A 26,914-nucleotide genomic window follows, 5' to 3' on the forward strand; every position below is an offset into this window, starting at 1 on the left:
GCCGATCGGGACACGGTCATGAACATCGCAGTGGCGAAACCCGACAAGCCCGACACCGCCAGCGATAATTTCGCTGCGGTCAGCGCCCGCGTGCCGGGCGCGGGCAAGGTCGCCGACACCCGCCGTCAGGCGCTCGACACCTTCCAGCGCATCGGCCTGCCGCACCGGCGGATCGAGGACTGGAAGTACACGGACCTGCGCGCGCTGATGCGCGAGGTGTTGCCGCTCGCGGCAGCGCCCGAAGCCGCTGCACTGGCGCAGGCTGAGGCCGCCGCCAAGTTGCACGCGATCGATGGCGTCCGCCGTCTGGTGCTGGTCGACGGCGTGCTTGCGCCCGGCCTGTCCGAGCTTGCAGGGCTTGATGCGGGACTGTCGATCCGCAGCCTGCGCGAGGCGCTGCAGAGCGGTGACGATCGTGTGCTGTCGCTCGACACCGCCGATCCGATGGTGGCGCTCAACACCGCGCTGATGACCGATGGCCTCGTCATCGAGGTCGCGGACGGCACCACGCTGACGCGGCCGCTGCACATCCTTCACATCGCCTCCGGCGGTGCGCCGGCCGCGATGTTTACCCGGTCGCGGATCTCGCTTGGCAACGCCGCGGTGGCGACGGTGGTGGAGAGCTACGTCGCGGGCGAGGGCGCCGCTGCCTATCAGGTTCACGACTCCGCCGTGATCGCGATCGGTGACCACGCGCGGCTTGACTACGTGCGGATCGTCGAGGACTCCCGCGAGGCGTTCAACGTCACCTCGGCGACTGTCGCGGTCGGCGCGCATGCGCATTTCAACGCTTTCGGCATTACCACCGGTGGGCTCGTCAGCCGCTATCAGGCGGTGGTGACGGTGGCCGGCTCGCATTCGGAGGTGGAGACCAACGGCGTCAATCTGCTCAATGGCAAGCAGCACGCCGACACCACGCTGGTGATGAACCACGACGTGCCGCATTGCGTCAGCCGCGAAGGTTTTCGCGCGGTCGTCGACGATCGCGGCCACTCGGTGTTCCAGGGCCGTATCAACGTCCGTCAGGCGGCGCAGCAGACCGACGCCAAGATGATGACCCGGGCATTGCTGCTGTCCGACGAGGCCGAGGTCGACAACAAGCCAGAGCTCGAGATCTTTGCCGACGACGTCACCTGCGGCCACGGCGCTGCGGTCGGTGCGCTCGACGATTCCTTGCTGTTCTATCTGCGCGCCCGTGGTCTTCCGCAGAAGGAGGCCGAGGCGATGCTGATCCAGGCGTTCGTCGGCGAGGCGATCGAAGCGATCGCGGACGACAATTTGCGTGAGCTGGTGACCGCGGCGGCGGTGCGCTGGCTGGAGGCGAGGCGATGAGTACGCATCCTGCAGTGAGAAACGGCAGTTACGACGTTGACCTCGTCCGTGAGGACTTTCCGACGCTGGCGCTGGAGGTCTATGGCAAGAAGCTGGTGTATCTCGACAACGCCGCCTCGGCGCAGAAGCCGCGGCAGGTGCTGACGCGGATGACGCAGGCGTATGAGAGCGAATACGCCAACGTGCATCGCGGCCTGCATTATCTCGCCAATGCCGCGACCGAAGCCTATGAGGGCGGCCGCACACGCGTGCAGCATCTGCTCAATGCCAAGCGGCCGGAAGAGATCATCTTCACCCGCAATGCCACCGAGGCGATCAACCTCGTGGCATCGTCGTGGGGTGCGACGAACATCGGCGAGGGCGACGAGATTGTGCTCTCGATCATGGAGCACCATTCGAACATCGTGCCGTGGCACTTCCTGCGCGAGCGCCAGGGCGCCGTGCTGAAATGGGCGCCGGTCGACGACGAAGGCAACTTCCTGATCGACGAGTTCGAGAAGCTGCTGACCGCCAAGACCAAGCTGGTCGCGATCACCCAGATGTCGAACGCGCTCGGCACCGTCGTCCCGGTCAAGGAGGTCGTGAAGATCGCCCATGCCCGCGGCATTCCGGTGCTGGTCGACGGCAGCCAGGCAGCGGTGCATCTCGCCATCGACGTCCAGGACATCGATTGCGATTTCTATGTGATGACCGGGCACAAGATCTACGGCCCGACCGGGATCGGCGCGCTGTACGGCAAGTACGACGTCCTCGCCAAGATGCGGCCCTACAACGGCGGCGGCGAGATGATCCGTGAGGTCGCCCAGGACTGGGTGACCTACGGCGACCCGCCGCATCGATTCGAGGCCGGCACGCCGGCGATCATCGAGGCGGTCGGGCTCGGTGCCGCGATCGACTACGTCAATTCGATCGGCAAGGAACGGATAGCCGCCCACGAACACGATCTTTTGACCTATGCCGAGGAGCGGCTGCGGGAGATCAACGCGCTGCGCATCATCGGCAGCGCCAAGGGCAAGGGACCGGTGATTTCCTTCGAAATGAAGGGGGCTCACCCGCACGACGTCGCCACCGTGATCGATCGGCAGGGCATCGCGGTCCGTGCCGGCACCCATTGCGTGATGCCGCTGCTGGAGCGGTTCCAAGTCACTGCGACGTGCCGTGCGTCGTTCGGCATGTATAATACCCGTGAGGAAGTGGACCAACTCGTCAGTGCGCTGATCAAGGCGCGGGATCTGTTCGCATGACCGATACGATCGAAGCCAAAGCCAACATGCAGACCGTCTCGGCGCTGCCGCCGGAAGAGACCGAGCGGCTCGGCACCGAGATCGTGGCCGCGCTGAAGACGGTGTTCGACCCGGAAATTCCCGCCGACATTTACGAGCTCGGGCTGATCTACAAAGTCGAGATCAAGGACGACCGCACCGTCGATATCGACATGACGCTGACGACACCGAACTGTCCGGCCGCCGCCGAGTTGCCGACCATGGTCGAGAACGCGGTGGCCAGCGTGCCCGGCGTCGGCGTGGTCAACGTCAACATCGTTTGGGAGCCGCCGTGGACCCCGGAGCGGATGAGCGACGAAGCCCGGCTCGTGCTGAATATGTGGTGAGGACGGATTGGGTCTGCGCCTGAACGGAGTGATCGAGACGGCGCTGTATGTCGACGACCTCGATCGCGCCCGAAGTTTCTACCAGGGCGTTCTGCTGCTGAGTCCGATGACGAGCGACCAGCGGTTTTGTGCTTTCGACGTGGGTGGTCGCAGCGTGCTGCTGCTGTTCAAGCGGGGCAGTACGCTGGAGACGGTCAATTTGCCGGGCGGCACGATCCCGCCGCATGACGGCAACGGACCGATCCACATTGGGCTTTCGGTCGAGCGTGACCAGCTCGGCGAATGGGAAGCGCGCCTGACGGAGCATGGCGTGGCGATCGAAGGACGCACGGAGTGGCCGCGCGGCGGGTCGAGTATCTACTTCCGTGATCCCGATCGCCATCTGCTGGAACTTGTGACGCCGGGTGTCTGGCCGATCCATTAGGCGTGATCGCGCGACGAGGTGGTAACACCTTTCGAAGTGGCAGTTGCGTAACTATCTGAAGGTCCGGCTGGTCGCCGGTGAAGCGGCGAACGTCTCCGGGCAGGCCCGGCAACAGGAGTGGGAAACACCATGGCTACGGCACGTCCTCGGCCTCAAGTGATGCGCCTCACCGACGCGGCGGCGGGCCGCGTCAAGGAACTGATGGTCCGCGCCGACAGCGAGATTCTCGGCCTGCGCGTTGGCATCAAGAACGGCGGTTGCGCCGGGCAGTCCTACACGGTCGAGTACGCGCACGATATCAAGCCGAACGACGAAGTGATCGAAGACAAGGGCGTCAAGATCCTGGTCGATCCGAAGGCGGTGCTGTTCCTGCTCGGCACCGAGATGGATTACAAGGCCGACAGGATGCAGGCGCAGTTCGTGTTCAACAACCCGAACCAGATTTCAGCTTGCGGCTGTGGCGAGTCCGTCGAGCTGAAGCCAGCTTCGATCGACGGCTGATCCCGGCACTTCCACCGATTGCAACATCGCTCCCAACGTGTAGAGCGCGCGGTACGCTACCGCGCGCTATTGTACATCTCCCATTAAGCGGCTTTTAAGGCGCGGCAAGCGAATACCTCTCCAAGCACACAACGACGTGGGGAGGAACAACAGATGAAGCGCCGCGATTTTCTGCTCGGAGCTGCGGCCATCGGATTAGGTGGACCGTTGCTGGCGAAAGCAGCGATCTCGTCGTTGCATGCGCAGCCTGCAGCGCCGAAAGGCGCGAAGATCGCCAAGGTCGCGATCTTTCCGGCGATCGGTTTCTCCCGCGTCGGCAATGCCGAGGACTGGTTCCTGGCGCCGGAAGTGCCCGGCCTGCTCGACGAGCCCGAGGGCGGCTTCAAGGACAAGCAGGGCCGTATCAAGAAACAGGTGCAGCGCTTCCGGCTGTTCGGCTACGACGACCAGGGCCGCGTGGTGCGCGAACTCGATGGCACCGATGGTGTGACCTGGAGCGTCCACGTCGCCAACACCAAGGCGGCCTGGTACGGCTTCGTCAACGCGATGGATCGCGGCGACACCGCGCCCGGCGTGCCCGGCGCGCAACGCAACGCCTTCGTCGCGGCGGACAAGCGCGAAGCGATGCTGTGCATCGATGCCGGCAAGCTGGAGATCTCCGGCGCCTCGACCAACCCCAAGGGCGGCGACGACAAGTATCGGATGAAGGGCCGGTTCTGGCAGACGCTCGACGTCTCGCTCGGCCATCTGCGCACCGACGACAAGGGGCGCCTGCTGGTGTTCGCCGCCGACGGCGTCTCGCGCACGGCACTGCCGCAGAATCCGGTGCGCGACTTCACCAACAATGACGGCTGGCACGACGACTGGGCCGACGGCTGGGTCAAGGCGACCGTCACCGTCGACGGCCAGAAGCTCGATTGCGATCCCGCCTGGGTGGTGTGCTGCGGACCGAAATTCGCGCCGCAGCTCGAGCCGATCGTGACGCTGTACGACGCCGCGCGCGAAGCGATGGTGGCGCTCGGCCAGATGCAGAGCCCGACCGACAAGGTCTCGTTCCGCCGCGATGTGTTGCCGATCCTGCGCCGCGCCGGCGCGATGCAGTGGGTGGCGACTGCGTCGTTCCTCGGCGCGGCCTGGAACGACATCGGCGATCTGTCAAACCCGGCAACGATCGAGACGCTGGCCAAGCCCGGCGCCGATGCCAAGGCCGAGCGCAAGAAGGTGTTCGATGCGTTCCGCAAGCCGGACGGTAGCGACCAGCGCGGCTACGCGATTCCGATCATGCTCGGCGATGGCGTCAACTATCAGGACAGCCCGCACGCCTGGCTGGCGCTGACGCAGACGCAGTATAGCGTGCTTGAACTGTGGGCCGACGGCAAGTTCGAGGCGGACTACGCTGATAAGAGCGCGGACGGGGTTCGCACTCTCGACGATCTGCCGATCGAACTACGCCCCGAGGCGATGACGCGCGCCGCGCTCGATGCCTGCTCGGGCGGTGCGTTCCATCCCGGCGTCGAGATTACCTGGCCGATCCGCCACAAGGAGCTGTATCGCGGTTCGAACGAGACCAAGCTGCCGTTCCGCCTGGCGCTGTCGAACCGCAAGAACTTGGCGCAGGATGTCGGGCTGCAGCTCAATCCGGTCAACGTGTTCGCCGGCAATCCCGACAAGCCGGATCAGGGCAGGCCGATCGGCCCGCAGGCGCCGGGCGATCTGACGCGCTGGATGGGCGTGCCGTGGCAGGGCGATGCGTTCAGTTGCCAGGCCGTGCTCACGGCCAGCGGCTTCCCGACGCCGGTGTGGTGGCCGGCGCTGCTGCCGGTCGATGTGCTGCCCGAGGCGTTCTATCAGCAGATGATGCGCACCGATCTGACCCAAGAAGAACGGCTGCGGTTCTATCATACGCGGGTCCCGTGGGCGCGCGGAGCCGCGGGCATCGGCTTGCACGTCGAAGCCGGCTACACCGACGGCCTGCGCCGGATGATCGAGCTGTGGACGCAGATGGGCGTGGTGGTGCGTCGCCCGGGTCCGAAGGGGCTGCCCGGAGTCCCCGACCAGCTTTACGTCGAAGTCCAGCGCGGCTCGATGGACATCGCAGCGCAGACGCTGTCGCGCTGATCGCGATGGGCCGGATTGCCGTGATCGGCGCAGGGGTGGCGGCGCTCGCCGCCGCCCGCAGCCTGGTGCTGGCCGGACGACGGCCGCTGCTGATCGCGCCGGATCGCGAGGTGATCAGCCGTGGCGAGACGTTGTCGCCGGCCGCTGCCGCATTGCTCGACCGGCTGCAATGGGCCGACCTTCTCGACGCCGACAGCGCGCTGCCGAGCGAAGGCAGATTCTCGGTCTGGGGCGACGCGACCTTGCGGCAGGCCGCGCAGGGCGAGGGCGCTTGGCACCTCGATCGCGCCAGCTTCGAGCGGCAGATGCGGGCCAAGCTGGATAACGACGCGATCGAGTGCCATCCGATCATCGTCACCATGCTGGTGCATCACTGCGATGGAGTCGTGCTCGAACTCGGCGATGGCCGCGTCGTGTTCGCCGACGCGGCCATCGATTGCAGCGGCCGCGCCGCGGTGTCGTCGGGAGCGGCCGCGGGGCGCCGCCGCACCGATCGGCTGGTCGCCGTGTGGCGCGTGCTCGACCTGTCGGACGATACCGAGCCCGCCGCGGCGACATTGATCGAAGCGGTGCCGCTGGGCTGGTGGTACATGGCCCCGTTGCCGGGCGACCGCATGATGCTCGGCCTATTCACCGACACCGATTTAGTGCCACCCGGCGCAGCGCAGGATGGCGCCACATGGACGGGGCTGGCAGCGTCGACGGTCGCGATCGCACCGCGGCTGCGCAGCCTCGGCCTCGATGTGTTGGCCGCACGTGAACCGCCCCAGGTCGCTCCCGCCGCGACCGTCACGGCCAGTCGTCTAATCGAGGGACGCATCCTGCGCGCCGGCGATGCCGCGGCCGCGCTCGATCCGCTCGGCGCCAACGGCCTCGCCACCGCGCTGTGGAGCGGCATGGCGGCCGCCGAGGCGGCGCTGACCTTGACTGATGGCGAGCCTGAACGCGCCGACGCCTATGAGCGCGATTACTTGCAAGGGATCGCGCAGCACCTCGTCAGCCAGCAGGCGATGTATGCCGCTGAGCCGCGCTTCGCAGATGCGCCGTTCTGGCAGCGCCGTCGTGCCGTCATATCCTCCCACCCTCAGAAGGAGACACTGCCATGACCAACTCTCTGCGCACGCTGCTTGCTGCCGCTGCGATTGCCGTTGCTGTGCCGGCGCTCGCGGCCGCCGAAACCAGCGCGGTGAAGATCATCGCGCCGACCGACAAGACGATCACACCGAGCGGCACCTGGAGCATCGGCGCCCGTGCCGGCGACTTCGTGTTCATCGGTGGCATGCGTGGCACCGACCGTGTCACTGGGACGATGGTCGACGGCGACGAGGCGCGGATCCGGCGGATGTTCGACAACATGCTGGCGGCGGCCGAAGCGGCCGGCGCCACCAAGGCTGATGCGGTGCGGCTCACCGTGTTCGTGACCGACGTCGCCAAGTACCGCCCGGTAGTCAACAAGGTGCAGAAGGACATCTGGGGCGATGGCCCGTATCCGCCGCGCACCGTGCTGCAGGTGCCGGCGCTCGACCAGGGCGACATCGCTGAAATCGATGGTACGTTCTACGCGCCTGCGAAGTAAGACCGCCGGCCTGCGGGCTGACGTTTGAACCGGCACGGGCCGTCGCGCGACTGGAAGGAAGCACGGTTTCCTTTCGGAGGCGCCGATGGCCCGGCCGCATTTTGCTCTCACGTCTGTTTTTCTGGCGAGTAGTGTCTCGCTCTCTGCTTTTGGGTTCAGTTTGCCGGCCCGCGCGCAGAGCGAGGACGCGGCGCAGAAATGTCAGCAGCCGATCAAGTCGGTGGAGGCGAGCCTCGCGGCATGCACGGCGGCGATCGACACCGGATCACTGAGCGGCAAGGCACTGGCCGGTGCCTACATCAAGCGGGGCTTCCTACGCACACGTCAACGCGATCTTGTGGGCGCCGAGGCTGATCTCGACGCGGCGATCAAGGCCAATCCGGACGCGGCGGACGCCTACACCACGCGCGCCAATTTCTGGAACGTCACCGGCAAGCCGGACCGCGCTCTGGCCGATGCCGATCAGGCGATCAAGCTCGATCCGAACCTGCCGCTGGCGCATTTCGTGCGCGGCAGCGCTGAACTGAAGCTCGGGCACGACGATCGCGCCATCGCGGACTATTCCCGCGCCATCGAGTTGCGGCCGAAAGAGAGTGGCGAGGTCTATGCGGTGCGCGGCTTTGCGTATCACCGCAAGGGCGACGACATTCGCGCAGTGGCCGATTACACCGAGGCGCTGAAAGCCGCGCCAGAAGACGTCGGCACGCTGCTCAATCGCGGCGATGCGCGGCGAAACCTGCGCGACACCGCCGGCGCAGCCGCCGATTATAGCGAGGCGATCAAGCTTGCCCCTGGCAACGCCGGTGGCTTCAAGGGGCGTGGCTTCATCCGGCTGCTGACGCAGGACACCGGAGGAGCGGTGGCCGATTTCACCGAGGCGATCCGGCTGTCGCCGAGCGAGAGCGGGCTGTATCTCAACCGCGCCTCGGCGCTCGGGCTGCAGAACCAGAGCCTTCTCGCGCTGGCCGACGAGGACACGGCAATCCGGCTCGAACCGCAGCATCCGCTCGCCTACGTCAATCGCGCTGAGACGCTGAAGCTGCTCGGCGACAAGGTTGCGGCGCGCGCGTCGGTGACCAAGGCGCTGCAGCTCGCACCTGGCTTTCCGCCGGCGGTCGAGGTGCTGAAGAAGCTCGGCGAGCCAAAGCGCAGCAAGGAGCCGTCATCCGAGGCAGCGCAGGAAGCCTATCGGCGCTGCACCTTCCCGGTGAGCGATCTCGGCCCGGGCGAGGAGGGCATCAAGCAGATCATCAAGGTCTGCACGCTGCTGGTCACTGCGCAGGGCGGCAGCGACGCCAGTCGCGCACTGGTGCATCTGCAGCGCGGCAGTATGTATCGCCGGCAGGGCGACTATCAGCACGCGCTGATCGATTTCAGCGAGTCGCTGCGCTACGATCCGGAATCGGCGCTGGCCTATACTGGCCGCGGCAACGCCTATCGTGGGCTGAAGCTGCTCGATCAGGCGCTCGCCGATCACACCGAAGCGATCCGGCTCGATCCGAAATACGCCACCGCCTACAACAATCGGGGCAACGTCTGGCGCGACAAGAACGATCTGGCCAAGGCGATCGCCGATTTTGACCGCGCGATCGCGATCAGCCCGAACTACGCGATGGCGTATTTCAACCGCGGCAACTCGCGGCTGGAGTCCGGCGACAAAGAAGGCGCGGTCGCCGACTTCCAGCAGACCGTCAAGCTCAGCCCGCAGTTCAAGGAAGCGGCCGAGCGGCTGCAGGAACTCGTCGTGAGGATGTAGCGACACCATGTACGGCGTGGGTCAATACCCTCGCGTTCGTGGCGTTTGTTGCTATCCTGGGACGTTCCGTCAGCGGCGCTGTTTGCGTCGCGATCCAATCTGATGAGCCATGCCATGGACCGTGAGTTCCTCGCCGATCTGTTCGCGCCGTTTGGTCCGGTGACGATCCGCCGGATGTTCTCGGGCTTCGGGGTCTCGGCGGACGGTGTGACCTTTGCGCTGGTGATCCGCGATGCGATCTATCTGCGCACCGATGCGGACGGCGCGGCGCGGTTCGAGGCCGAGGGCAGCCGGCCGTTTCGCTACGACACCCGCACCAAGACGGTGACGGTTGGCTCGTACTGGCTGCTGCCGGAGCGGCTGCTCGATGATCCGGACGAACTGGCGGAATGGGCTCGCAGCGCTCACGCCGCCGCCGAGCGCGCCGCGTTCAGCAAGGCATCGAAGACCCGGCGTGGACCGAAGGGGAAGACTGCCGCCGATAGTAGCAAGGCGCCGAAGCGAACCACGCCGGCGGCTGCTCGCAAGGTCAAGGCAGCCGTGAAGACGGCAGTTCCGGCGAAGAAGGCGAAGACCACAAAGTCAGCCGCAGCGAAGCGCAGCCGGGCTGCGCGCTGACGACGACGTCAGGCGACGGCGGCCTGCGTGATGCCGGCGAATTCCGGATCGGTCTCGCAGATCACCCGGTTGCGACCGTTGCGTTTGGCGGCGTAGAGGCAGGCGTCGGCGCGCTCGATCAGCGCTTCGGCATCGTCATTCGGCTTCAGCGTCGACACGCCCGCCGACAGCGTCACCCGGCCGAGGATCTCGCCGGTTGACTTCTTCTTCAGCTCCTTCGACATCACCAGCCTGCGGATGTTGTCGGCGACGATGATCGCCTGGCGCATCGGCGTGTTCGGCAGCACCACGGCGAATTCCTCGCCGCCGTAGCGCGCGGTGAAGTCCTGGCCCTTGATGCTCTGCTTCAGCGTCATGCCGACGAGCCGCAGCACCTGGTCGCCGGTGAGATGGCCGTAGGTGTCGTTGAACGACTTGAAGTGATCGATGTCCATCATCAGCAGCGACAGTGGCTGCTGGCTGGCGCCGGCGTTGCCGATCGCCTCCTGGACGGTGCGGTCGAAATGCTTGCGGTTGCCGAGGCCGGTGAGGGGGTCGGTGAGGCTCTCGGCGCGGATCGCATCGAGGCTGACCTGGAGATTGGCGATCTCCTGCTTGGAGGTCGACAGCCGCTCTTCCAGCGCGCTGTTGGCCTGCTGCATCTCGCGGGTGGTAACGACCAGACGCTCGACGATCGCTTTGATCTGATCGTGGTCGGTCGCCAGCGACAGCTTCTGGCTTTCGCCGCGCAGATCGTCGCCGAAGCTGGCGGTGTTGCCGAGCGTCTCGGCGAGCAGCGCCATGATGTCGTCGATCTCGTTGGCGACGCGGGCGCCGATCCGGTCGATCCGGTCGGTGGTGCGGCCTTGCGTGAGGTAGGTATCGTGCAACTGATCGAGGTCGGCGTCGGTGAGGTTGCCGCGCTCCGCCAGCGTGTCGTTGATCGCCTTGTTCAGCTCGGGATTATGGCCGGTGGCGTAGACGTACCAGATCTCGTAATTGCGCGGCACGGCGCCTTGGCGGAGGGTCTTGATCTGGGAGAGGGCCACCTCGGCATAGGCCATGGTGCGGTCATGGTCGTCCTGCAGCGCGGCCACGAGCCACCCTCCGATCAGGCGTTTTCAACGCTTGTTTGAAACGGTGTAAGGTTACGGCGCGGGTGGTGAAGGCCTCGTAAACACCGCCCAATCGCCCATCAGCCCCGCGCGCGCACCGGGCGCAACAGAAACGCCGGCAAATGCGAATGATCCCCCGGCTCCGACGAGGTGTCGCGAGCGGGAGGGGGGGAGCCGAAGGAGGCGTGGGCGGTGGGGGGCGCTGTGGTGCCTGTGGTGCTTGCGGGGCTGCGGGGCTCGCGGCGCGGCTTGCGCTCGCGCTGTTCGCGCGGCTCGCGGCGCGGTTCGCGTTGACGGGCTTCCGGCGCGGCGCGGCGGGAGCGTGACGGACGCTCGGCCTCGGCCTCGGTGCTGGCAGCCTCGCTCTCGACCGACGGCCCGACTTCGGCCCGCGAGATCGCCTGGCCGATCAGCTTCTCGACCGCGGCCATCGACTTCTGGTCGGACGGCGCGACGATCGTCACCGCGGTGCCGGTGCGGCCGGCGCGGCCGGTGCGGCCGATCCGATGCACGTAGTCGTCGGGGTGATGCGGAACATCGAAGTTGAAGACGTGGCTCACTTCCGGAATATCGAGGCCGCGAGCGGCGACGTCGGAAGCGACCAGGATCGGCAGGTCACCTTTGCGGAACGCTTCGAGCGCGGCCGTCCGCGCGGTCTGGTCCATGTCGCCGTGCAGCGCGCCGACGCTGAAGCCGTGGCGCTGCAGCGACTTCGCGAGCAGCGCCACTTCGCGCTTCCGGTTGCAGAAGATGATCGCGTTCTTGAGGTCGGTGGCGCCGCGGATCAGCCGGCGCAGCGTCTCGCGCTTCTCGTGCGGCTCGCGGCCGCACGGCACCTGCGACTGGGTCACCGTCACCGCGGTGGAGGCCGGCTTGCTGACCTCGATCTTTTCGGGATTGTGCAGGAAGGTCTCGGTGATGCGCCGGATTTCGGTCGGCATCGTCGCGGTGAAGAACAGGGTCTGCCGGGTAAAGGGAACCAGCTTGCAGATCCGCTCGATGTCCGGGATGAAGCCCATGTCGAGCATCCGGTCGGCTTCGTCGATGATCAGCATCTCGACGCCGGTGAGCAGCAGGCCGCCGCGTTCGGTGTGGTCGAGCAGGCGGCCCGGGGTGGCGATCAGGACATCCACGCCGCGGGTGAGCTTGAGGTCCTGGTCACCGAACGAGACACCGCCGATCAGCAGGGCGACGTTGAGCTTCTGTCCGGCGCCGTATTTGTCGAACTGCTCTTTGACCTGGGCGGCGAGTTCGCGGGTCGGTTCGAGGATCAGTGTGCGGGGCATGCGAGCCCGGGCGCGGCCCTTTTCCAGCATCGTCAGCATCGGCAGCACGAACGCGGCGGTCTTACCGGTGCCGGTCTGGGCGATGCCGAGGACGTCCTTGCGGGCGAGGACGTGGGGGATCGCCTGCTGCTGAATGGGAGTGGGCGAAACGTAACCGGCGGCGGCGACGGCGGCTTGGACTTTCTCGGAAAGTCCCAGATTGGAAAAAGACATCGAGCCTCTGTTGTCGGGGCGCGGCCTGGTTCTAACACCTTCGGCCGGAACTCGGGGGGCACGCCACTAAATCGAACCGCCGCATGGATTCTTCGGAAATCACTGTCGCGCTCAACCCCGGAGCGGCTAGCAATCGTGCACGGGGAAGTCGGATCGCGGACAGGCGGCTCAATCTGGGTATCACTTGACGCAATACCGAGCCGCATTACGGGCGGAACATAGGCCTGAATCGGCCAAAGTCAATGCGCCGGCGCATGAAACGGCTGAATTAGCTTAATGTTTTTGCGTCTCGGGGCCTCGATTGGGGCGGCAGCGGCGCAGCGTTTCGGTCGGAGATTCGCCGAAAGCCTCTCGATAGTCCTGGGAGAAGCGGCTCGGGTTGGCGAACCCGCAACGGAGCGCGACACCGATCAGCGTGGTGGCGGCGCCAGTCTCCAGCAGCCGCTTGGCGTGGTTGAGCTTGGCGCGCTTGACGTAAGCCGATGGCGAGTAGCCGCGATGCTTGAGGAAGGCGCGGGTGAGGGTCGAGATGCTGACGCCGGCAATCCGTGCGATGTCCTCGATGCTGATGTCTTCGTCGCGGTGGCTCTCGACGTAGTGCTCCGCCGTCCGCACGTAGCGCGGCACGTCGTCGTTCACCGCGTTGGCGTTCTCCAGCAGGTGGCCTAGATTGTGCCGGCTGCAATACAGCAGCGCAGTGATGCAGGATTGCTCCAGATGGAGCAGCACGTTCTTCGGCCAGACCGAGTAGCTGGAGTCGAGCCGTGAGGCGAGCAGCGTCGCCAGATCTCTGAAGCCGAGATAGCGCGGCTCCTCATTGGCGATCGCCGGCTCGAACAGGATCGGCTGCCGAGGCTTGAAACCCACCAGCGCAGCGATCGCGCGCTCGAGCACCCGCTGCGGCATCCGCAGCAGCAATTGCCGCGAGTTCTGTCCGAATTCGAGCTGGGCACTCACCCCTGGCGAACAAATACAAGCTGAACCTTGCGACAGTTCGACGCGGCGCGCGCCGCTGGAGAGTAACGCGTCACCCTGGAGGGAAAGATGCACCAGGGCGATCTCGCGCTCGGGGATCACCAGCCGGGTCGCACCGGAGCTATGGACGAAATACAAGCCGATATGCGGCAGCTCGGCGAGGTTGGTCCGCATGAAGAAGCCGCTGGGATTCGAGACGATCATGTCGACGCCATAGCGCCGCAGGATGTCTCTCGCTTCGATCGGATCTTGGCTCCGCACCAGCGGAAAATCCTGCAGTAACTCCCGATCCAAATCTGAAACGATGTCTTCCGAATTCATCTGACGCTCACGCTGACTCCAGTTGATGGTCTCGTTATTTCGACCGTTGTGACAGCTTTGTCGACCCATCTCCTGGTTTTGTCCTAACTGACCGAATTTGTACTTACTGGCGCTTAGTAGCCTCCTGATACAGCCGATGATCGATGTTGTGTGTTTGGAGCACCACCGTTGGAATGCCGGTAGCTTTGATCAATTCACGCATCGCACGACGATGTCGTGAGGAGGTGAATTTATCGAAAGCCGGCACCGTCGGCGCTAGCAACATCGGCCAATGCGCGAACGTTTGGTGCGACGGGTCGGCACATTAAGGGTTGGGGTACCTGCTATGCAGCTTTCGAACGTCAAATTGCTCTACAAGATCATCGGCTGTTTCTTATTGCTCAGTGTCGTCGTCGGATTTGGAATCTGGTTCTCCGCTTCGAAGATGGAGGAAATCGATCGGACCTATGCGGCAATGCTCGAGAATGAAGTTCAGGGGATGAAAGCCAACTTCCGCGCCAACGCCCGCTTGTACAATTTCGGTCGGATGTCGTGGCGGATCATCGCCGAAACCGATATGGCCGAAATGCAGAAGCTCAGCCGGGAAATTGCGGCCAACCACAAGGAATTTAGCGATTTCGTCGCGCAGGCGAAAAAGGGCTTGCCGCAATTTGCCGCGGACTTCGATCGGATCGATCGGATGTTCGACGACATGATGACGAAGGACTACCCCCCGCTGGAGCAGGCCACAATGGCCAACAACAACGAGCTTGCGGTTCGTCTCGCCAAAGACCTGGCCAAGCACAATCAAGACGTGCGTGATGTGCAGTTTACAATCAGCAATCGGCTCGACAAAGAGCTGAGCGACCGCTCGCATGCGGCCTCAGCCGAGGTTGCCAGCACGATCAAGCTGACGATTCTGGTAGTCGGCGGTGGCTTCCTGGCGGTACTGGCACTGGCGTTTGCGATCGTGCAGTTCGGCATCGCTCGTCCGATCGGTCGGCTTGTTGGCGATCTGCAGGAGATGGCGCGTGGTCACGACGTCGAGGTGTCGGGCACCGAGCGCGGCGACGAGATCGGCCAGACCGCGAACGCGGTCAACGACATCAAGCTGATGCTCGCCGAGAAGGCACGGCAGGAGGCGGCGGGTAAAGCCGAGCAGGACCGCATCATCGCCGCCCAGCGCAAGCAGGAGATGGAGAAGCTCGCTCACCATTTCGAAGCGGCGGTGGGCGAGGTGATCCGCGCGGTGTCGTCGGCTTCGACCGAACTGGAAGCATCGGCGACGACGCTGACGTCCAGCGCACAGCGCGCGCAGGAAGTCACGACGTCCGTTGCTGCAGCATCCGAACAGGCGTCGGCGAACGTGCAGTCGGTGGCGTCGGCGACCGAGGAGATGGCCTCGTCGGTCACCGAGATCAGCCGGCAGGTTCAGGACTCTGCGCGCATTGCCCATGAGGCGGTAACTCAGGCGCAACGCACCAACGAACGCGTCGGCGAACTGTCGCAGGCGGCGACGCGGATCGGCGATGTCGTCGAACTGATCAATACCATCGCCGGCCAGACCAATCTGCTGGCACTCAACGCGACCATCGAAGCGGCGCGCGCCGGGGAGGCGGGACGCGGCTTTGCGGTGGTGGCGGCGGAAGTGAAGGCGCTCGCCGAGCAGACCGCCAAGGCGACCGGCGAGATCAGTCAGCACATCGGCGGCATCCAGGCTGCAACCCACGAGTCGGTGAACGCGATCCGCGAGATCGGCTCCACGATTTCGAAGATGTCGGAGATCGCATCGACGATCGCCTCGGCGGTGGAAGAGCAGGGCGCGGCGACGCAGGAGATCTCGCGCAACGTCCAGCAGGCGGCGATGGGCACGCAGCAGGTCTCGGCCAGCGTGGTCGACGTGCAGCGCGGCGCCAACGAGACCGGCTCGGCATCGACGCAGGTGTTGTCGGCGGCGCAGTCGCTCGCCAACGACAGCAACCGGCTGAGGATGGAAGTCGGCAAATTCCTCGAAACCGTCCGCGCCGCGTAAGCGGTCGCCGCTCTTTGCCGACAACCAGTTGCCCCGGGTGTGGACTTTCAAAAGGTCCGCACCACCCGGCCGGATCGTGGCCGCCATCGACGTCCTTTTCGGTTGAACCGTGCTCGGGTTCTGACCGACTATGGCGCAGGCGGACGCGATCCGGCCGCCTCGCTTTGAGGGACTAGAATGCGATCGATCGGAAGGGCCTGTACGCGGCACGGAGCTGCACTCTTCGCGGCCGTCGCCTGTGTGCTTGCGCTGCTGGTCGCCGGCCCCGCATCGGCTGCGAAGCGGGTGGCGCTGGTGATCGGCAACGACGATTACCGCAACGTCCCCAGGCTGCAGAAGGCGGTGAACGACGCGCGCACCATTGGCGATGCGTTGAAGACGCTCGGCTTCCAGGTGATGGTCGCTGAAAACCAGACCCGCGCCGCGTTCAGCCAGAGCCAGCTGGCGTTCGACACCACCATCGAACCCGGCGACACCGCGTTCTTCTTCTACGCCGGCCATGGCTTCGAGATCGCGGGGCAGAACTACCTGCTGCCGATCGACGTGCCGGCTGCCACTGAAGGCCAGGAAGAACTGGTGCGTGATGCTTCGATCATGGCGGACCGCATCATCGACCGGCTGCAGAACCGCGGCGCGCGCACCGCCATCCTGGTGCTCGACGCCTGCCGCAACAATCCGTTCGAGCGCCGCGGCGTGCGTGCGCTGGCCGGGCGCGGCGGGCTGGCACCGATGACGACGCTGCCTGAAGGCGTGTTCTCGATCTTCTCGGCCGGTCCGCGGCAGACTGCGCTCGACCGGTTGTCCGACACCGACAGCAATCCGAACTCGGTGTTCACCCGGGTGTTCGTGAAGCAGTTGCTCGATCCCGGCGAAAACCTGGTGCAGGTCGCGCAGCGCACGCGGCGCGCCGTCAGCGAGATGGCCGACACCGTCGGCCACAAACAGGTCCCGGTGTATTTCGACCAGATGGTCGACGACGTCTTCCTGAACGGTCGGCCGCAGCCAAGCGCCGCCGCGACGGAGCCTTCGCAGAAGGTCGCTGCTCTGCCACCGGTGGCACCGCTGAAACCGCCGGCTTTGGAAGCGCTGAACGCGCCGATCGCCAGCTTCTCCCGGCACAATGGCGGCTGGACGGTGTCGTTCTCGATCGCTGATCCGACGCTCGGCATCTCGTGGCGGATGGGCGAGGGCGCGTTCCGCGAAACCGGCTTCATGGACGCGCTCGATCCCCGCACTCGCAAGCGGATGCCGAACCCGTCGATCCAGCTTCCCGCGGATGCGCCGGCCGGCACCATCGAGCTGCGCTACATCGACGCGCAGGGCGAGATGCAGGGGCCGTTCCCGATCAAGTTCGAACCGGAGGCGGCACTGATCCGCGATCAGCGCAAGATTCTCGATATGACGGCGACGAGCTGGCTGTCGTTCCGCGAGTACAATGGCCTGCTGGTGTACTACACGCACCTGATGTCCTACCGCTGCGCGATCCGGGAAATCCGGATCGGGATCGACAGCGCGGTGCCCGACAAGGTGCTGAAGATGCCGCCCTGCGACATGCGCGATCCGATCGCGATCCCGAGCAGCGCGCAGCCGTATCTGAAGCTGGCGCCGAACGTGACGTCGGTCTCGGTGGAGCTGACTTACCGCGATGGCAGCGTGTCGGAGATCAAGACGTTCCGGCGGTGAGGTGCGTGTCGCAGTTCGATCGGTCGGGGGCTCGGCCAGAATAGTACCGGTCCGTCATGACGCGTCCTTCGCCTCGATCAGTGCGCGAACGCGCTCGGCCACCTGCGGCGAGGCAGGATTGTAGACGATCATGCCGAGCTCGGGGCGCCCCTCGACCGCGAAGGACGAGAACTCCAGGTCCAGACGACCGGCCTCGGGGTGTTTGATGCACTTGACGCCTTCGCCATGCGCGACGACGTCGTTGTCCTGCCACAGCGCGGCGAATTCGGTGCTGAGCCGGCACAGCTCATCCACCAGCCGGGAGACCTCTTCAGTACCGGCGGCGCCGGCGCGGGCCACGTCGGCACGGAACGCGCCGACGACGAAGCGCGCCACGCTGCTCCAGTCCTCTTGCCGGGCCCGCTTGCGAGCATTGCCGAACAGCAGGCGCAGGATGTTGCGTTGCTCGCGCGGCAGCTTGCTGTAGTCCGTGAGCAGCGCCGCGGCGGCCTTGTTCCAGCCGACGACGTCCCAGGTTGCGGTCTTGATAATGGCCGGACTGAGCGGCATCGCATCCAGCACCCGCTGCAATCGCGGCGAGATGCCGTCGGCAGGCGTGTATCGCACTTCCGGCGGCCGGCCGAGGCCGAGCATGAACAGATGCTCCCGCTCGGGTTCGGTCAGCATCAGGCCCTTGGCGATGCGATCGAGCACCGCGGCCGACGGCGCGCCGCCGCGGCCCTGTTCGAGCCACGTGTACCAAGTGGGGCTGATATTGGCGCGCTGCGCCACTTCCTCGCGCCGCAGTCCAGGCGTGCGACGCCGGCCGACGGCGAAACCGAGGGCGGCCGGGTCGAGTCGCGTCCGGCGGCTGCGCAGGTAGGAACCGAGCGCGTTCTGATCAGGAGTCACGTCTGATCCTGTTGATCGTTATACCAGGATAATGTCACGACTTTAACAGGTTTAGACATACCGCCAGATTTGCCGCCGAACAAACTCGGAGGTGTCTGATGCGTGTCTTCCTCACTGGTGCGACCGGCTTCGTCGGTTCGCACGTCCTCAAAGAACTGCTTTCCGCCGGCCATCAGGTGACCGGGCTGACCCGCTCCGATGCGGGCGAGCGTTGGCTGGCTTGGGCAGGCGCCAGCGTTCATCGCGGCACGCTGGAAGATGCCGGCAGTCTGGCGCGCGGGGCCGAGCAGGCGGATGCCGTGATCCACACGGCGTTCGATCACACCTTCTCGCGCTATCTCGAGAATTGCGCCAAGGACGCGCGCGTGATCAGCGCGATGGCGGAGGTGCTGAAGGGCTCGAACCGGCCGCTGATTATTACGTCGGCGACCGGCATCGGCGCCCCGGGGGCCGGTCTGCCGGCCGTGGAGGAGGTGGTCGACTGGGCTCATGCTTTGCCGCGGATCGCCAGCGAGCGCGCCGGCCGGGAGGCCGCCGACAAGGGCGTCTCGGTTGCGGTGGTGCGGCTGCCGCAGGTGCACGACACCGAAAAGCAGGGCCTGATCTCGCCACTGATCGACATCGGCCGGGCCAAGGGCGTGTCGGCCTATGTGGGCGACGGCAGCAACCATTGGTCGGCGGTCCATATCGACGATGCCGCGCGCCTGTATCGGCTCGCTCTCGAACATCACGAGGCCGGCGCCCGCTATCATGCGGTCGCCGAGGAAGGCGTCAGTATGCGCCAAATCGCAGAGACGATCGGCGCAGGTCTCGGCGTTCCGGTGGTCGCTTTGCAAGCCGATGAGGCGGTCGGTCACTTCGGCTGGCTGGCGCCGTTCATGGCGATGGACATGCGGGCGTCGAGCGCGGCAACGCGTCGCCGGTTGAACTGGACACCGACCGGCCCCGACCTGCTCACCGATCTAAAGGCGATGGATTATCGCAAGCTGCGCACGGCGAGCTGACGTTGGTGAGGCGGCCGCTTGCCACGTGCCGTCTCACGCCTTGCGCGAGATGAAGATCAGCAGCAGCCCGCCGAACGCGGTCGAGGCGCCGTACCACATCCACTGCGACTGGTTGATCATGAAGCTCTGGGCCGGCCATTGAATGAGGCCGGCACCTTGGCCGGTCCAAACCAGACCCACGAGCAGGGCGATGACGCCGATGACGAGAAACAGTGTGCGCATCGACGAATTAGGCACGGTTTGGCCGGCATGTTCAAGCAGGATCGCGCGGTTTGATGCGGGGTGTGGGTCGGCGCGCGCGAGCAGATTGCTGCAGCATTGATGATTGCTGCAGCAATGACGGAGGGCCTTGGGCCCGCCCGCAGGGTCAGCGCAGTGACCGGCTAATGCGTGTGACGATCGCGTCCCATTTGCGCTTCTCGGCCGCCGGATAGTTGATCAGCACGCAATGCATCACGCCCGCCGCACGATTGCAGCGATTGTACCAGATGCGATCGTCACGGATGCTGGAGACGCCGAAGAACCGCGGGGTGACGCGGCGATAGATGATGCCCGACGGCGGCTTGCGCGCAGCCAGGAAGGCGGCCGGGGAGGCGCCGTCGGGATTGGGCACCGCCTGCACGGTGAGATCGGCACGGCCGTCGGCCGAGACGAACCGCCGGCCGGGGCCGTCCGGCGCCGGCCCGCCGTCCTCACTGAAGATCGCGCGCGGCACGTCGGCGGCCGCCGAGCCCGCGGCGACGTTGTAGCGCTGCCAGTCGAGCGTGCGGGGCTGGGCGTTGGTCAGGTCAGGGACCAGGACGATTGCGGCGGTGATCAGAAGCGCGTGTCGTGTCATCAGCGGTCTCCGGCAATCGCTGCAAACGCCGCTGCGACATCAAGGTTGCGAAGGCAAAAGGTCAGGCAGCCTGCCGCAGCTTCGCCAACTGCTCAAGCCGAGCGGCTTGAGGTTCGCCGTTTGCCGTAGTATGAATTTGCCATGATCCGGTCATGGCGCAATGCTGCCACCCGGAAGTTATGGGACGGCAGCCGGTTCGACCAATTCCGCGGCCTTGATGTCGAGGCCGCGATCGATCTGTTGCTGGCTTTGAATGCCGCCAAGTCGCTGCAAGATCTCAATCCTCTACAGAGCGTAGGATTACACAAACTCAAGGGCGTGCGCAGGAACCAATGGGCGATGACGGTCAACGACCGGTGGCGGATTTGTTTCGAGTTTCGCAAAGGTGATGCGTTCGAAGTCGAGATCGTCGACTATCACAAAGGGTGAAAAGAGGACGACCATGACTCCTGTTTCCCATCCCGGCCGGCTGCTGAAGCGAGAACTGGCGGCGCGGAAACTCAGCGCCAACCGGCTGGCGCTGGACATCGGCGTTCCGTCTGGACGGATCACCGACATTCTCAACGGTCGTCGGTCGATTACTGCGGATACCGCGGTGCGGCTGGGTCGTTATTTCGGAAATGCTCCGCAGTTCTGGCTCGATCTGCAGAGCCAGTACGACATCGCCGTCATCGAGCGTGACAAGGGCGCGGAGATCGACCGTCAGGTGCGGCCGGCGGACGCCGCCTGACCGATCGAGTCCTCACACGTCCAGCAGCTCGTCGCTGGCGAATTCGGCCTTTTCGGAGATGAAGGCGAACCGCGCCTCCGCCTTGGTGCCCATCAGTCGCTCGACCGAATTGGCGGTGCCGTCGCGGTCGTCGGGGAGCAGCACCACGCGTAGCATGGTCCGCTTGGCCGGATCCATCGTGGTTTCCTTGAGCTGCGCCGGCATCATCTCGCCGAGGCCTTTGAAGCGGCCGACTTCGACCTTGGCGTTGGCGTTGAACTCCTTCTTCAGCAGCTCTTCCTTGTGGGCGTCGTCGCGCGCGTACACCGTCTTGGCGCCGTGGGTCAGGCGGTACAGCGGCGGCACCGCGAGATAGAGGTGGCCCTCGTCGATCAGCTTCGGCATCTGCCGATAGAAGAAGGTGATCAGCAGCGAGGCGATGTGGGCGCCGTCGACGTCGGCGTCGGTCATGATGATGATGCGCGAATAGCGCAGATCTTCCTCGCGGTAGTTCACCCCGGTGCTGACACCGAGCGCCTGGATCAGGTCCGACAGCTGGGCGTTCGCCACCACCTTGTCCTTGCCGGCGGAGGCGACGTTGAGGATTTTGCCGCGCAGCGGCAGTACCGCCTGGGTCGAACGGTCGCGCGCCTGCTTGGCGCTGCCGCCGGCCGAGTCGCCCTCGACGATGAACAGTTCGGAGCCTTCGGCCGCGGTCGAGGTGCAGTCGGCCAGCTTGCCCGGCAGCCGCAGCTTCTTCACCGCGGTCTTGCGCGAGATTTCCTTTTCCTGGCGGCGGCGCAGCCGCTCCTCGGCGCGTTCGATGACGAAATCGAGCAGCTTGTTGGCCTGGACCGGATTGCCGGACAGCCAGTGGTCGAACGGGTCCTTGATCGCCTGTTCGACGATCTTTTGCGCCTCGGCGGTGGCGAGGCGGTCCTTGGTCTGGCCCTGGAATTCGGGTTCGCGCACGAACACGCTGAGCATGATCGCAGCACCGACCATCACGTCTTCGGAGGTGATCGAGGAGGCGCGTTTGCCCTGGCCGGCACGCTCGGCGTGGTCCTTCAGACCGCGGAGCAGGGCGCTGCGCAAGCCCGACTCGTGGGTGCCGCCATCGGGTGTCGGGACGGTGTTGCAGTAGGACGACAGGAAGCCGTCGGCATCGGCCGTCCAGGCCACCGCCCATTCGCAGGCGCCGTGCGCGCCATTGCGACCGGATTTGCCGGCGAAGATGTCCGGGTGCACCAGCGTGTCGTTGTGGATCGCCGCGCCGAGGAAGTCCTTCAGGCCACCCGGAAAATGGAATTCATCCTCGGCCGGAACGTCCTCGATGCCCTTCAGCAGTTCCGGATCGCACTTCCAGCGGATCTTCACGCCGCCGAACAGATACGCCTTCGACCGCGCCATCTTGAACAGCCGCTGCGGCTTGAACGCCGCCTTGGCGCCGAAGATGTCAGTGTCCGGCTTGAAGCGGACGCGGGTGCCGCGGCGGTTGTTGACCTTGCCGAGGCTCTCCAGCTTGCCCTTGGGGTGGCCGCGCTCGAACACCATCCGGTGGAGCTGCTGGCCGCGCGCCACTTCGACTTCAAGACGCGACGACAACGCATTGACGACGCTGACGCCGACGCCGTGCAGACCGCCCGAGGTCTCGTACACCTTGCTGTCGAACTTGCCGCCGGCGTGCAGCGTGCACATGATCACTTCGAGCGCCGACTTCTTCGGAAATTTCGGATGCGGATCAACGGGAATGCCGCGTCCGTTATCAGAGACGGTGAGGAAGCCGTCGGCCGTCAGCTCGACCTCGATGAAGGTGGCGTGGCCAGCCAGCGCCTCGTCCATCGAGTTGTCGATCACCTCGGCGAACAGATGGTGCAGCGCCTTCTCGTCGGTGCCGCCGATATACATGCCGGGCCGGCGCCGGACCGGCTCAAGCCCCTCCAGAACCTCGATGTCCGCGGCGGTATAACCATCCTCGGCGCCGCTCGGCTTGGCCGGCGCCTTGGGCGCAGCAGACTTCGGCGCCCCTTCGAACAGGTCGTTGCCGGATTTCGATTTCGAGCTTGCCTTCAATGCCTTGGCCATGAGTCCTGGAGTCTGTTCTGATGTCGTGCGAACGGCTGAGGCCGTACGAATCGCTGTGTTGCACTATGCCATGGAAGGGCTGCGGGTGTGACGCTGGGTCGAGACCCGGCCGGCGCGAGCTGCCGACGCGGGCAGGGGCCAGATGCACGAACGCGGGCTTGCATCCACACCATTCGGGTCTGGTCGACCATTGCGAGAGCCATATAGGCGGCCCCGGCGGGGTTGGATAGAGCCCGGGTGCTTGGGGAATTCTGTACCGTGAGATACCCAAGCACCGGCAAAGGCTTGCCTTCGATCAATCATCGCGCTGAGGCGTCAGGTCGCGCCGGCCGGCCGCATTGCGGCCATGCGGGTCTGGTCCGGAAGGGCGTGTCGCATGTTGGACCTGCCATGGTCCGTGCTATTGCGACAGCTATATGAAAGGTCGCGTCGGGGGACGGCGGCCACCTGAAAGACCATGGAAGCCTATATCCACGACATTGCCGAGTTCGTCCGCCAGCATGAGGCGTGGGCCGCGCCCGTGGTCCTGGCGCTGGCGTTCGGGGAGTCGCTGGCGTTCGTTTCGCTGCTGATCCCAGCCTGGGGCGCGCTGGTCGCGATTGGGGCGCTGATCGGGGTGTCCGGCCTGAGCTTCTGGCCGGTGTGGATCGCCGGCGGCGTCGGCGCCGCGCTCGGCGACTGGGTCTCGTATTGGTTCGGCTACCGCTACAAGGACAACGTGGCTCAGATCTGGCCGCTGTCGAAGTATCCCGGGCTGCTGCGGCGGGGCGAGGACTTCGTCCGCAAATGGGGCGTCCCCAGCATCTTCATCGGCCGGTTCTTCGGGCCGCTGCGCGCCTCGGTGCCGCTCGCGGCGGGAATCTTCGAGATGCCATTCTGGCCGTTCCAGATTGCCAATGTGGTGTCGGCCTTGGTGTGGTCGGCGGTGCTGCTGCTGTTCGGAGACGGTCTGTCGATCGGGCTCGGCTGGATCCTGCGGTCGGTCTGACGTCGCCGATCAAATGCGCGTCATGACGTGATCGCGCCATGAGTTGCGGCTTAGACTGCGCCGCAAATCACCAGCGAGGACACCCATGGATCTGACCCGACGTCACGCCCTCACTGCGACCGCCGCGCTGGCGGCGGCGCCGCTGCTGCGCAGCGCGCCCGCCCAGGCGGCGGCGCCGGTCGCCGACAAGCAGGCGCCGAGCTACTACCGCTACCGGGTCGGCGACGCTCAGGTGAACGTGGTGTCCGACGGCATCAGCACCTTCCCGCTGTCCGACGGCTTCGTGCTCAACGTCATGAAGGACGAAGTCGGCGAGGCGCTGGAAGCCGCGTTCCTGCCGAAGGACAAGGTCTCGATCCAGTTCGCGCCGCTGGTGATCAATACGGGCGGCAAGCTGGTGGTGCTCGACACCGGCAACGGCCCCGGCGCGTTCGCGTCGAGCAAGGGCAATGTCGGCCAGTTCGCCGGCAACATGGCGGCCGCGGGGTTTGATGCGAAGGCGGTCGACCTGGTGGTGATCTCGCATTTCCACGGCGACCATATCAACGGCCTGCTCGATGCGTCGGGCAAGCCGGCGTTTCCGAACGCCGAGGTGCTGGTGCCGGCCGCGGAGTGGAAATACTTCATGGACGATGGCGAGATGAGCCGCGCGCCGTCGGGCCGGATGCAGAGCGTGTTTCAGACCGTGCGAAAGGTGTTCGACACCGGGCTCAACAAGAAGGTCACGCCCTACGAGTGGGGCAAGGACGTCGCGCCGGGTCTGCTCGCCGTCGAGACCCGCGGCCACACCCCGGGCCACACCTCATTCGTGCTGTCGTCCGGCGGCGACAAGGTGTTCATCCAGTCCGACGTCACCAATGTGCCGGCGCTGTTCGTCACCCATCCGGGCTGGCACCTGATGTTCGATCAGGATCCGGCGATGGCGGAAACCACCCGTCGCAAGACCTACGACATGCTCGCCGCCGAGAAGATGCGGGTGCAGGGCTTCCACTTCCCATTCCCGGCGATGGGCCACATTGAAAAGACCGCCGACGGCTACCGCATGGTGCCGGCGCCGTGGAACCCGGTGATCTGAGACCGTCCCCGATCCTTGGCGTCTCGTGATTGCGCGCGCAGCGAAGCAATCCAGCCCCTGAACTGAGCAGGATTGCTTCGTCGCGGAGCCTGTGCTCGGACGGCGCGAAGCGCCGATCCGGGCGCTCCTCGCAATGACCGCGTGTCAGGCCGCGAGCCGCGGGGCGAGGTGGCGGATCAACGCGACGCCCTCCGGCGGCGGCTTCTGCTCGACCCGGCGATACACCCGGCCGTCGCGGGTGCGGGTCATCAGGCCGGTGTCGCACATCATGCGGCGCAGCAGCGCGTGATCGCCGAAGCCGTGATGGCCGAGCAGCAGCTCGTTGAACTGCTTCTCGCTCAACTCGCGCCCCGCCGGCACGCGCGACCACATCACCCATAGGCAGAGCAGGCGGTGGCTGGCCTTCTTCGGCCACCGGGTGAGAACGCCGCTCGCATCGAAGTAACGCGTCGCCTGCGCGACCTTCTGCAGATCGGCGACCGGCTCCGGTTCGGGCTGGCGTTGCAGCCGCTCCTCGGCGTCGAACTGGGCGCGGAAGTGCTGGAAGTTGCGATAGCCGGCCGAGCGCGCCAGCAGGTTCAGCATCTCGACATGGCCGAGCTTGTGGCCTTGCGCGTCGAGCTCGCGGTTGAGCACACGCGCCAGCGCGGAGACATCCTGGGTGGCGAACGGGAAAGCAGTTCTGGTCATGACCTCATCCTCGATCGTGCCGAACGATGAATGTCGTTGGTCGCTGACTTACGACGGCGGCACGGGACAAGTGTCTGCCGATCGAGGAAACAGGCAGGTTTAGCTTCCCCGAGGGGACAGCGACGCCTTGGTGAACTGCCGACCAGTGCGCGGGGAAATACAGCCCAACAGCGCGATTTGCAAGCTGTGCGTGCGGCGCTCGTCATGATCGCGACCGAGATCCGCGCGCAGCGCGGGTTGACCGGGTGCGTAACCGCTCCTATCAATCGCGCCATGCTCAACGCGCTCACCACCGCCAAAGTCCGCCGCCGCATTCCCGCGGCATGGGCTGACGCGCGCGTCTGACAGCGTCGTCCCTGCCGCCGGTTACGGTCCGCGGCAGGTGAGCTTCAAATCCCCTTACGCGCAATCGATCCGGCGGCTCCCGTTCAAACCAGGAGCTCTTAGCCATGTATGCGCCACCCCAATTCAAGCCCGATCGGTCCGCCTGCCTTGCGTTCGCGGCGGCGCGCGGTTTCGGCCTCGCTTGCGCCCATGACGCCGCCGGGCCGATCGCTTCCCCGCTGCCGTTCGCGATCCAATACGCCAGCGACGGCACCCCGCTGTTGTCGTTCCACATCGCGCGCAACAATCCGCTGGCGCGCTGCGCCGACGCCCGCACCCCGTGGCTGATGGCGGTGACCGCCGGTCATGCCTATGTGTCGGCCGACTGGTACGCTTCGCCGGACCAGGTACCGACCTGGCTGTATCGCAGCGTGCAGCTGACCGGGCCGGCCGCGGTGATGTCGGCCAGCGAATTGGACGCGCAGCTCGACGACGTCAGCGCCGTGTTCGAAAGCGCGCTGGCGCCGAAGCGGCCGTGGACCATGGCCAAGATGGCGGCCGGCCGGCGCAATGCGATGAAACAGGCGATCGTCGGGGTGATGATGCGGGTGGACGCGGTGACGGGCAGCTTCAAGCTCAACCAGCACAAGTCCGACGCCGATCACGTCGCAGTCGCCGCCGCGCTGGCGCGCCAGCCCGACGCCGGCTCGCAGGAAATCGCCGCCGAGATGGTCGCGCTGCGGCCGCATCTGGATTACACCGTGCCGGCATTCGCCGGCGAACCCGCTTGATC

At 65.6% G+C, this 26,914-nt stretch carries 27 protein-coding genes; 19 read left to right on the forward strand and 8 right to left on the reverse strand.

The window, feature by feature from the left end; translation table 11 throughout:
• Positions 1-18 precede the first annotated feature (18 nt).
• From sufD to HZF03_RS12045, 10 genes are all read left to right on the forward strand, one after another.
• On the forward strand, positions 19-1,332 hold the full coding sequence (gene sufD / locus HZF03_RS12000; protein ID WP_119018282.1) for a Fe-S cluster assembly protein SufD: 1,314 nt from the start codon (positions 19-21) through the stop codon (positions 1,330-1,332).
• Entirely contained in the window at positions 1,329-2,576 is a 1,248-nt protein-coding gene (locus HZF03_RS12005; RefSeq protein ID WP_119018283.1) for a cysteine desulfurase, read from the forward strand. Before sufD ends, HZF03_RS12005 begins: the two co-directional genes overlap by 4 nt.
• Positions 2,573-2,941: an SUF system Fe-S cluster assembly protein gene (locus HZF03_RS12010; RefSeq protein WP_011158018.1), complete on the forward strand. Its 369-nt coding sequence runs from the start codon at positions 2,573-2,575 to the stop codon at positions 2,939-2,941. The genes HZF03_RS12005 and HZF03_RS12010 overlap by 4 nt, the downstream gene beginning before the upstream one ends.
• A 7-nt stretch (positions 2,942-2,948) precedes the next feature.
• A complete protein-coding gene (locus HZF03_RS12015; RefSeq protein WP_119018284.1) occupies positions 2,949-3,365 on the forward strand; it encodes a VOC family protein in 417 nt (138 codons plus the stop codon).
• A 129-nt stretch (positions 3,366-3,494) separates the two neighbouring features.
• Positions 3,495-3,866, forward strand: a complete 372-nt coding sequence (locus HZF03_RS12020; RefSeq protein ID WP_011158020.1) for a HesB/IscA family protein — start codon at positions 3,495-3,497, stop codon at positions 3,864-3,866.
• Between the two features lie 153 nt (positions 3,867-4,019).
• Complete coding sequence (gene goxA / locus HZF03_RS12025; RefSeq protein WP_119018285.1) at positions 4,020-5,984, forward strand: CTQ-dependent glycine oxidase GoxA; 1,965 nt, start codon at positions 4,020-4,022, stop codon at positions 5,982-5,984.
• A gap of 5 nt (positions 5,985-5,989) precedes the next feature.
• On the forward strand, positions 5,990-7,090 hold the full coding sequence (locus HZF03_RS12030; RefSeq protein WP_119018286.1) for an NAD(P)/FAD-dependent oxidoreductase: 1,101 nt from the start codon (positions 5,990-5,992) through the stop codon (positions 7,088-7,090).
• On the forward strand, positions 7,087-7,560 hold the full coding sequence (locus tag HZF03_RS12035) for a RidA family protein (protein WP_119018287.1): 474 nt from the start codon (positions 7,087-7,089) through the stop codon (positions 7,558-7,560). Before HZF03_RS12030 ends, HZF03_RS12035 begins: the two co-directional genes overlap by 4 nt.
• 160 nt (positions 7,561-7,720) lie before the next feature.
• The gene (locus HZF03_RS12040) at positions 7,721-9,316 is read left to right on the forward strand and encodes a tetratricopeptide repeat protein (RefSeq protein ID WP_234832223.1); all 1,596 of its coding nucleotides are present in this window, start codon (positions 7,721-7,723) and stop codon (positions 9,314-9,316) included.
• A 114-nt stretch (positions 9,317-9,430) separates the two neighbouring features.
• Positions 9,431-9,934 carry a TfoX/Sxy family protein gene (locus HZF03_RS12045; protein WP_119018289.1) on the forward strand — a complete coding sequence of 168 codons (504 nt, stop codon included), beginning with the start codon at positions 9,431-9,433 and terminating at the stop codon, positions 9,932-9,934.
• An 8-nt stretch (positions 9,935-9,942) separates the two neighbouring features.
• Here the strand turns inward: HZF03_RS12045 and HZF03_RS12050 are convergent, their stop codons facing one another.
• The 3 genes from HZF03_RS12050 to HZF03_RS12060 all read right to left on the reverse strand — a co-directional run bounded on the left by HZF03_RS12050 (position 9,943) and on the right by HZF03_RS12060 (position 13,763).
• Positions 9,943-11,010, reverse strand: coding sequence for a GGDEF domain-containing protein (locus HZF03_RS12050; RefSeq protein ID WP_119018290.1), 1,068 nt, complete (start codon positions 11,008-11,010; stop codon positions 9,943-9,945).
• A gap of 98 nt (positions 11,011-11,108) precedes the next feature.
• A complete protein-coding gene (locus tag HZF03_RS12055) occupies positions 11,109-12,527 on the reverse strand; it encodes a DEAD/DEAH box helicase (protein ID WP_119018291.1) in 1,419 nt (472 codons plus the stop codon).
• A gap of 273 nt (positions 12,528-12,800) precedes the next feature.
• The gene (locus tag HZF03_RS12060) at positions 12,801-13,763 is read right to left on the reverse strand and encodes an AraC family transcriptional regulator (RefSeq protein ID WP_234832224.1); all 963 of its coding nucleotides are present in this window, start codon (positions 13,761-13,763) and stop codon (positions 12,801-12,803) included.
• A 385-nt stretch (positions 13,764-14,148) separates the two neighbouring features.
• Here HZF03_RS12060 and HZF03_RS12065 point away from each other — a divergent pair, with 385 nt between their 5' ends.
• Both HZF03_RS12065 and HZF03_RS12070 read left to right on the forward strand, forming a co-directional pair.
• On the forward strand, positions 14,149-15,834 hold the full coding sequence (locus HZF03_RS12065; protein ID WP_119018293.1) for a methyl-accepting chemotaxis protein: 1,686 nt from the start codon (positions 14,149-14,151) through the stop codon (positions 15,832-15,834).
• A gap of 177 nt (positions 15,835-16,011) precedes the next feature.
• Positions 16,012-17,517, forward strand: a complete 1,506-nt coding sequence (locus HZF03_RS12070) for a caspase family protein (protein WP_119018294.1) — start codon at positions 16,012-16,014, stop codon at positions 17,515-17,517.
• Between the two features lie 54 nt (positions 17,518-17,571).
• Here HZF03_RS12070 and HZF03_RS12075 read toward each other — a convergent pair whose 3' ends face one another.
• Positions 17,572-18,408: a helix-turn-helix transcriptional regulator gene (locus HZF03_RS12075; RefSeq protein WP_119018295.1), complete on the reverse strand. Its 837-nt coding sequence runs from the start codon at positions 18,406-18,408 to the stop codon at positions 17,572-17,574.
• A gap of 98 nt (positions 18,409-18,506) precedes the next feature.
• Here HZF03_RS12075 and HZF03_RS12080 point away from each other — a divergent pair, with 98 nt between their 5' ends.
• The gene (locus HZF03_RS12080; protein WP_119018296.1) at positions 18,507-19,412 is read left to right on the forward strand and encodes an SDR family oxidoreductase; all 906 of its coding nucleotides are present in this window, start codon (positions 18,507-18,509) and stop codon (positions 19,410-19,412) included.
• Between the two features lie 33 nt (positions 19,413-19,445).
• On the opposite strand, the gene HZF03_RS12085 is transcribed toward HZF03_RS12080, so the two are convergent.
• Both HZF03_RS12085 and HZF03_RS12090 read right to left on the reverse strand, forming a co-directional pair.
• Positions 19,446-19,634, reverse strand: coding sequence for a hypothetical protein (locus HZF03_RS12085; RefSeq protein ID WP_042441071.1), 189 nt, complete (start codon positions 19,632-19,634; stop codon positions 19,446-19,448).
• Between the two features lie 145 nt (positions 19,635-19,779).
• Positions 19,780-20,250, reverse strand: coding sequence for a hypothetical protein (locus tag HZF03_RS12090; protein WP_119018297.1), 471 nt, complete (start codon positions 20,248-20,250; stop codon positions 19,780-19,782).
• A gap of 141 nt (positions 20,251-20,391) precedes the next feature.
• Here HZF03_RS12090 and HZF03_RS12095 point away from each other — a divergent pair, with 141 nt between their 5' ends.
• Positions 20,392-20,679 (forward strand): type II toxin-antitoxin system RelE/ParE family toxin, encoded by a 288-nt coding sequence (locus tag HZF03_RS12095; RefSeq protein ID WP_119018298.1) that lies wholly within the window; start codon positions 20,392-20,394, stop codon positions 20,677-20,679.
• Between the two features lie 13 nt (positions 20,680-20,692).
• On the forward strand, positions 20,693-20,980 hold the full coding sequence (locus HZF03_RS12100; RefSeq protein WP_119018299.1) for a HigA family addiction module antitoxin: 288 nt from the start codon (positions 20,693-20,695) through the stop codon (positions 20,978-20,980).
• A gap of 12 nt (positions 20,981-20,992) precedes the next feature.
• Here HZF03_RS12100 and parE read toward each other — a convergent pair whose 3' ends face one another.
• Complete coding sequence (gene parE / locus HZF03_RS12105; protein WP_119018300.1) at positions 20,993-23,044, reverse strand: DNA topoisomerase IV subunit B; 2,052 nt, start codon at positions 23,042-23,044, stop codon at positions 20,993-20,995.
• 457 nt (positions 23,045-23,501) lie between these two features.
• Here parE and HZF03_RS12110 point away from each other — a divergent pair, with 457 nt between their 5' ends.
• Complete coding sequence (locus HZF03_RS12110; protein WP_119018301.1) at positions 23,502-24,032, forward strand: DedA family protein; 531 nt, start codon at positions 23,502-23,504, stop codon at positions 24,030-24,032.
• A gap of 85 nt (positions 24,033-24,117) precedes the next feature.
• Positions 24,118-25,107, forward strand: a complete 990-nt coding sequence (locus tag HZF03_RS12115; protein ID WP_179906307.1) for an MBL fold metallo-hydrolase — start codon at positions 24,118-24,120, stop codon at positions 25,105-25,107.
• Positions 25,108-25,251: 144 nt separating this feature from the next.
• On the opposite strand, the gene HZF03_RS12120 is transcribed toward HZF03_RS12115, so the two are convergent.
• Complete coding sequence (locus tag HZF03_RS12120; protein WP_119018303.1) at positions 25,252-25,797, reverse strand: DUF2087 domain-containing protein; 546 nt, start codon at positions 25,795-25,797, stop codon at positions 25,252-25,254.
• A 204-nt stretch (positions 25,798-26,001) separates the two neighbouring features.
• Here HZF03_RS12120 and HZF03_RS12125 point away from each other — a divergent pair, with 204 nt between their 5' ends.
• Positions 26,002-26,142, forward strand: coding sequence for a hypothetical protein (locus HZF03_RS12125; protein ID WP_165858119.1), 141 nt, complete (start codon positions 26,002-26,004; stop codon positions 26,140-26,142).
• Positions 26,143-26,246: 104 nt separating this feature from the next.
• The gene (locus HZF03_RS12130) at positions 26,247-26,912 is read left to right on the forward strand and encodes an FMN-binding negative transcriptional regulator (protein WP_119018304.1); all 666 of its coding nucleotides are present in this window, start codon (positions 26,247-26,249) and stop codon (positions 26,910-26,912) included.
• Positions 26,913-26,914: the final 2 nt, after the last annotated feature.

Origin of the sequence: Rhodopseudomonas palustris (assembly GCF_013415845.1) — a bacterium.
GTDB lineage: Bacteria > Pseudomonadota > Alphaproteobacteria > Rhizobiales > Xanthobacteraceae > Rhodopseudomonas > Rhodopseudomonas palustris_F.

Coding starts and splice junctions, on each gene's coding strand:
- HZF03_RS12065 (WP_119018293.1), top strand. CDS start 14,149: ATGCAGCTTTCGAACGTCAAATTGCTCTACAAGATCATCGGCTGTTTC.
- HZF03_RS12020 (WP_011158020.1), top strand. CDS start 3,495: ATGGCTACGGCACGTCCTCGGCCTCAAGTGATGCGCCTCACCGACGCG.
- HZF03_RS12100 (WP_119018299.1), top strand. CDS start 20,693: ATGACTCCTGTTTCCCATCCCGGCCGGCTGCTGAAGCGAGAACTGGCG.
- HZF03_RS12010 (WP_011158018.1), top strand. CDS start 2,573: ATGACCGATACGATCGAAGCCAAAGCCAACATGCAGACCGTCTCGGCG.
- HZF03_RS12130 (WP_119018304.1), top strand. CDS start 26,247: ATGTATGCGCCACCCCAATTCAAGCCCGATCGGTCCGCCTGCCTTGCG.
- HZF03_RS12045 (WP_119018289.1), top strand. CDS start 9,431: ATGGACCGTGAGTTCCTCGCCGATCTGTTCGCGCCGTTTGGTCCGGTG.
- sufD (WP_119018282.1), top strand. CDS start 19: ATGAACATCGCAGTGGCGAAACCCGACAAGCCCGACACCGCCAGCGAT.
- HZF03_RS12005 (WP_119018283.1), top strand. CDS start 1,329: ATGAGTACGCATCCTGCAGTGAGAAACGGCAGTTACGACGTTGACCTC.
- HZF03_RS12085 (WP_042441071.1), bottom strand. CDS start 19,634: ATGCGCACACTGTTTCTCGTCATCGGCGTCATCGCCCTGCTCGTGGGT.
- HZF03_RS12110 (WP_119018301.1), top strand. CDS start 23,502: ATGGAAGCCTATATCCACGACATTGCCGAGTTCGTCCGCCAGCATGAG.
- HZF03_RS12090 (WP_119018297.1), bottom strand. CDS start 20,250: ATGACACGACACGCGCTTCTGATCACCGCCGCAATCGTCCTGGTCCCT.
- parE (WP_119018300.1), bottom strand. CDS start 23,044: ATGGCCAAGGCATTGAAGGCAAGCTCGAAATCGAAATCCGGCAACGAC.
- HZF03_RS12055 (WP_119018291.1), bottom strand. CDS start 12,527: ATGTCTTTTTCCAATCTGGGACTTTCCGAGAAAGTCCAAGCCGCCGTC.
- HZF03_RS12115 (WP_179906307.1), top strand. CDS start 24,118: ATGGATCTGACCCGACGTCACGCCCTCACTGCGACCGCCGCGCTGGCG.
- HZF03_RS12070 (WP_119018294.1), top strand. CDS start 16,012: ATGCGATCGATCGGAAGGGCCTGTACGCGGCACGGAGCTGCACTCTTC.
- HZF03_RS12035 (WP_119018287.1), top strand. CDS start 7,087: ATGACCAACTCTCTGCGCACGCTGCTTGCTGCCGCTGCGATTGCCGTT.
- goxA (WP_119018285.1), top strand. CDS start 4,020: ATGAAGCGCCGCGATTTTCTGCTCGGAGCTGCGGCCATCGGATTAGGT.
- HZF03_RS12120 (WP_119018303.1), bottom strand. CDS start 25,797: ATGACCAGAACTGCTTTCCCGTTCGCCACCCAGGATGTCTCCGCGCTG.
- HZF03_RS12030 (WP_119018286.1), top strand. CDS start 5,990: ATGGGCCGGATTGCCGTGATCGGCGCAGGGGTGGCGGCGCTCGCCGCC.
- HZF03_RS12125 (WP_165858119.1), top strand. CDS start 26,002: ATGATCGCGACCGAGATCCGCGCGCAGCGCGGGTTGACCGGGTGCGTA.
- HZF03_RS12080 (WP_119018296.1), top strand. CDS start 18,507: ATGCGTGTCTTCCTCACTGGTGCGACCGGCTTCGTCGGTTCGCACGTC.
- HZF03_RS12095 (WP_119018298.1), top strand. CDS start 20,392: ATGATCCGGTCATGGCGCAATGCTGCCACCCGGAAGTTATGGGACGGC.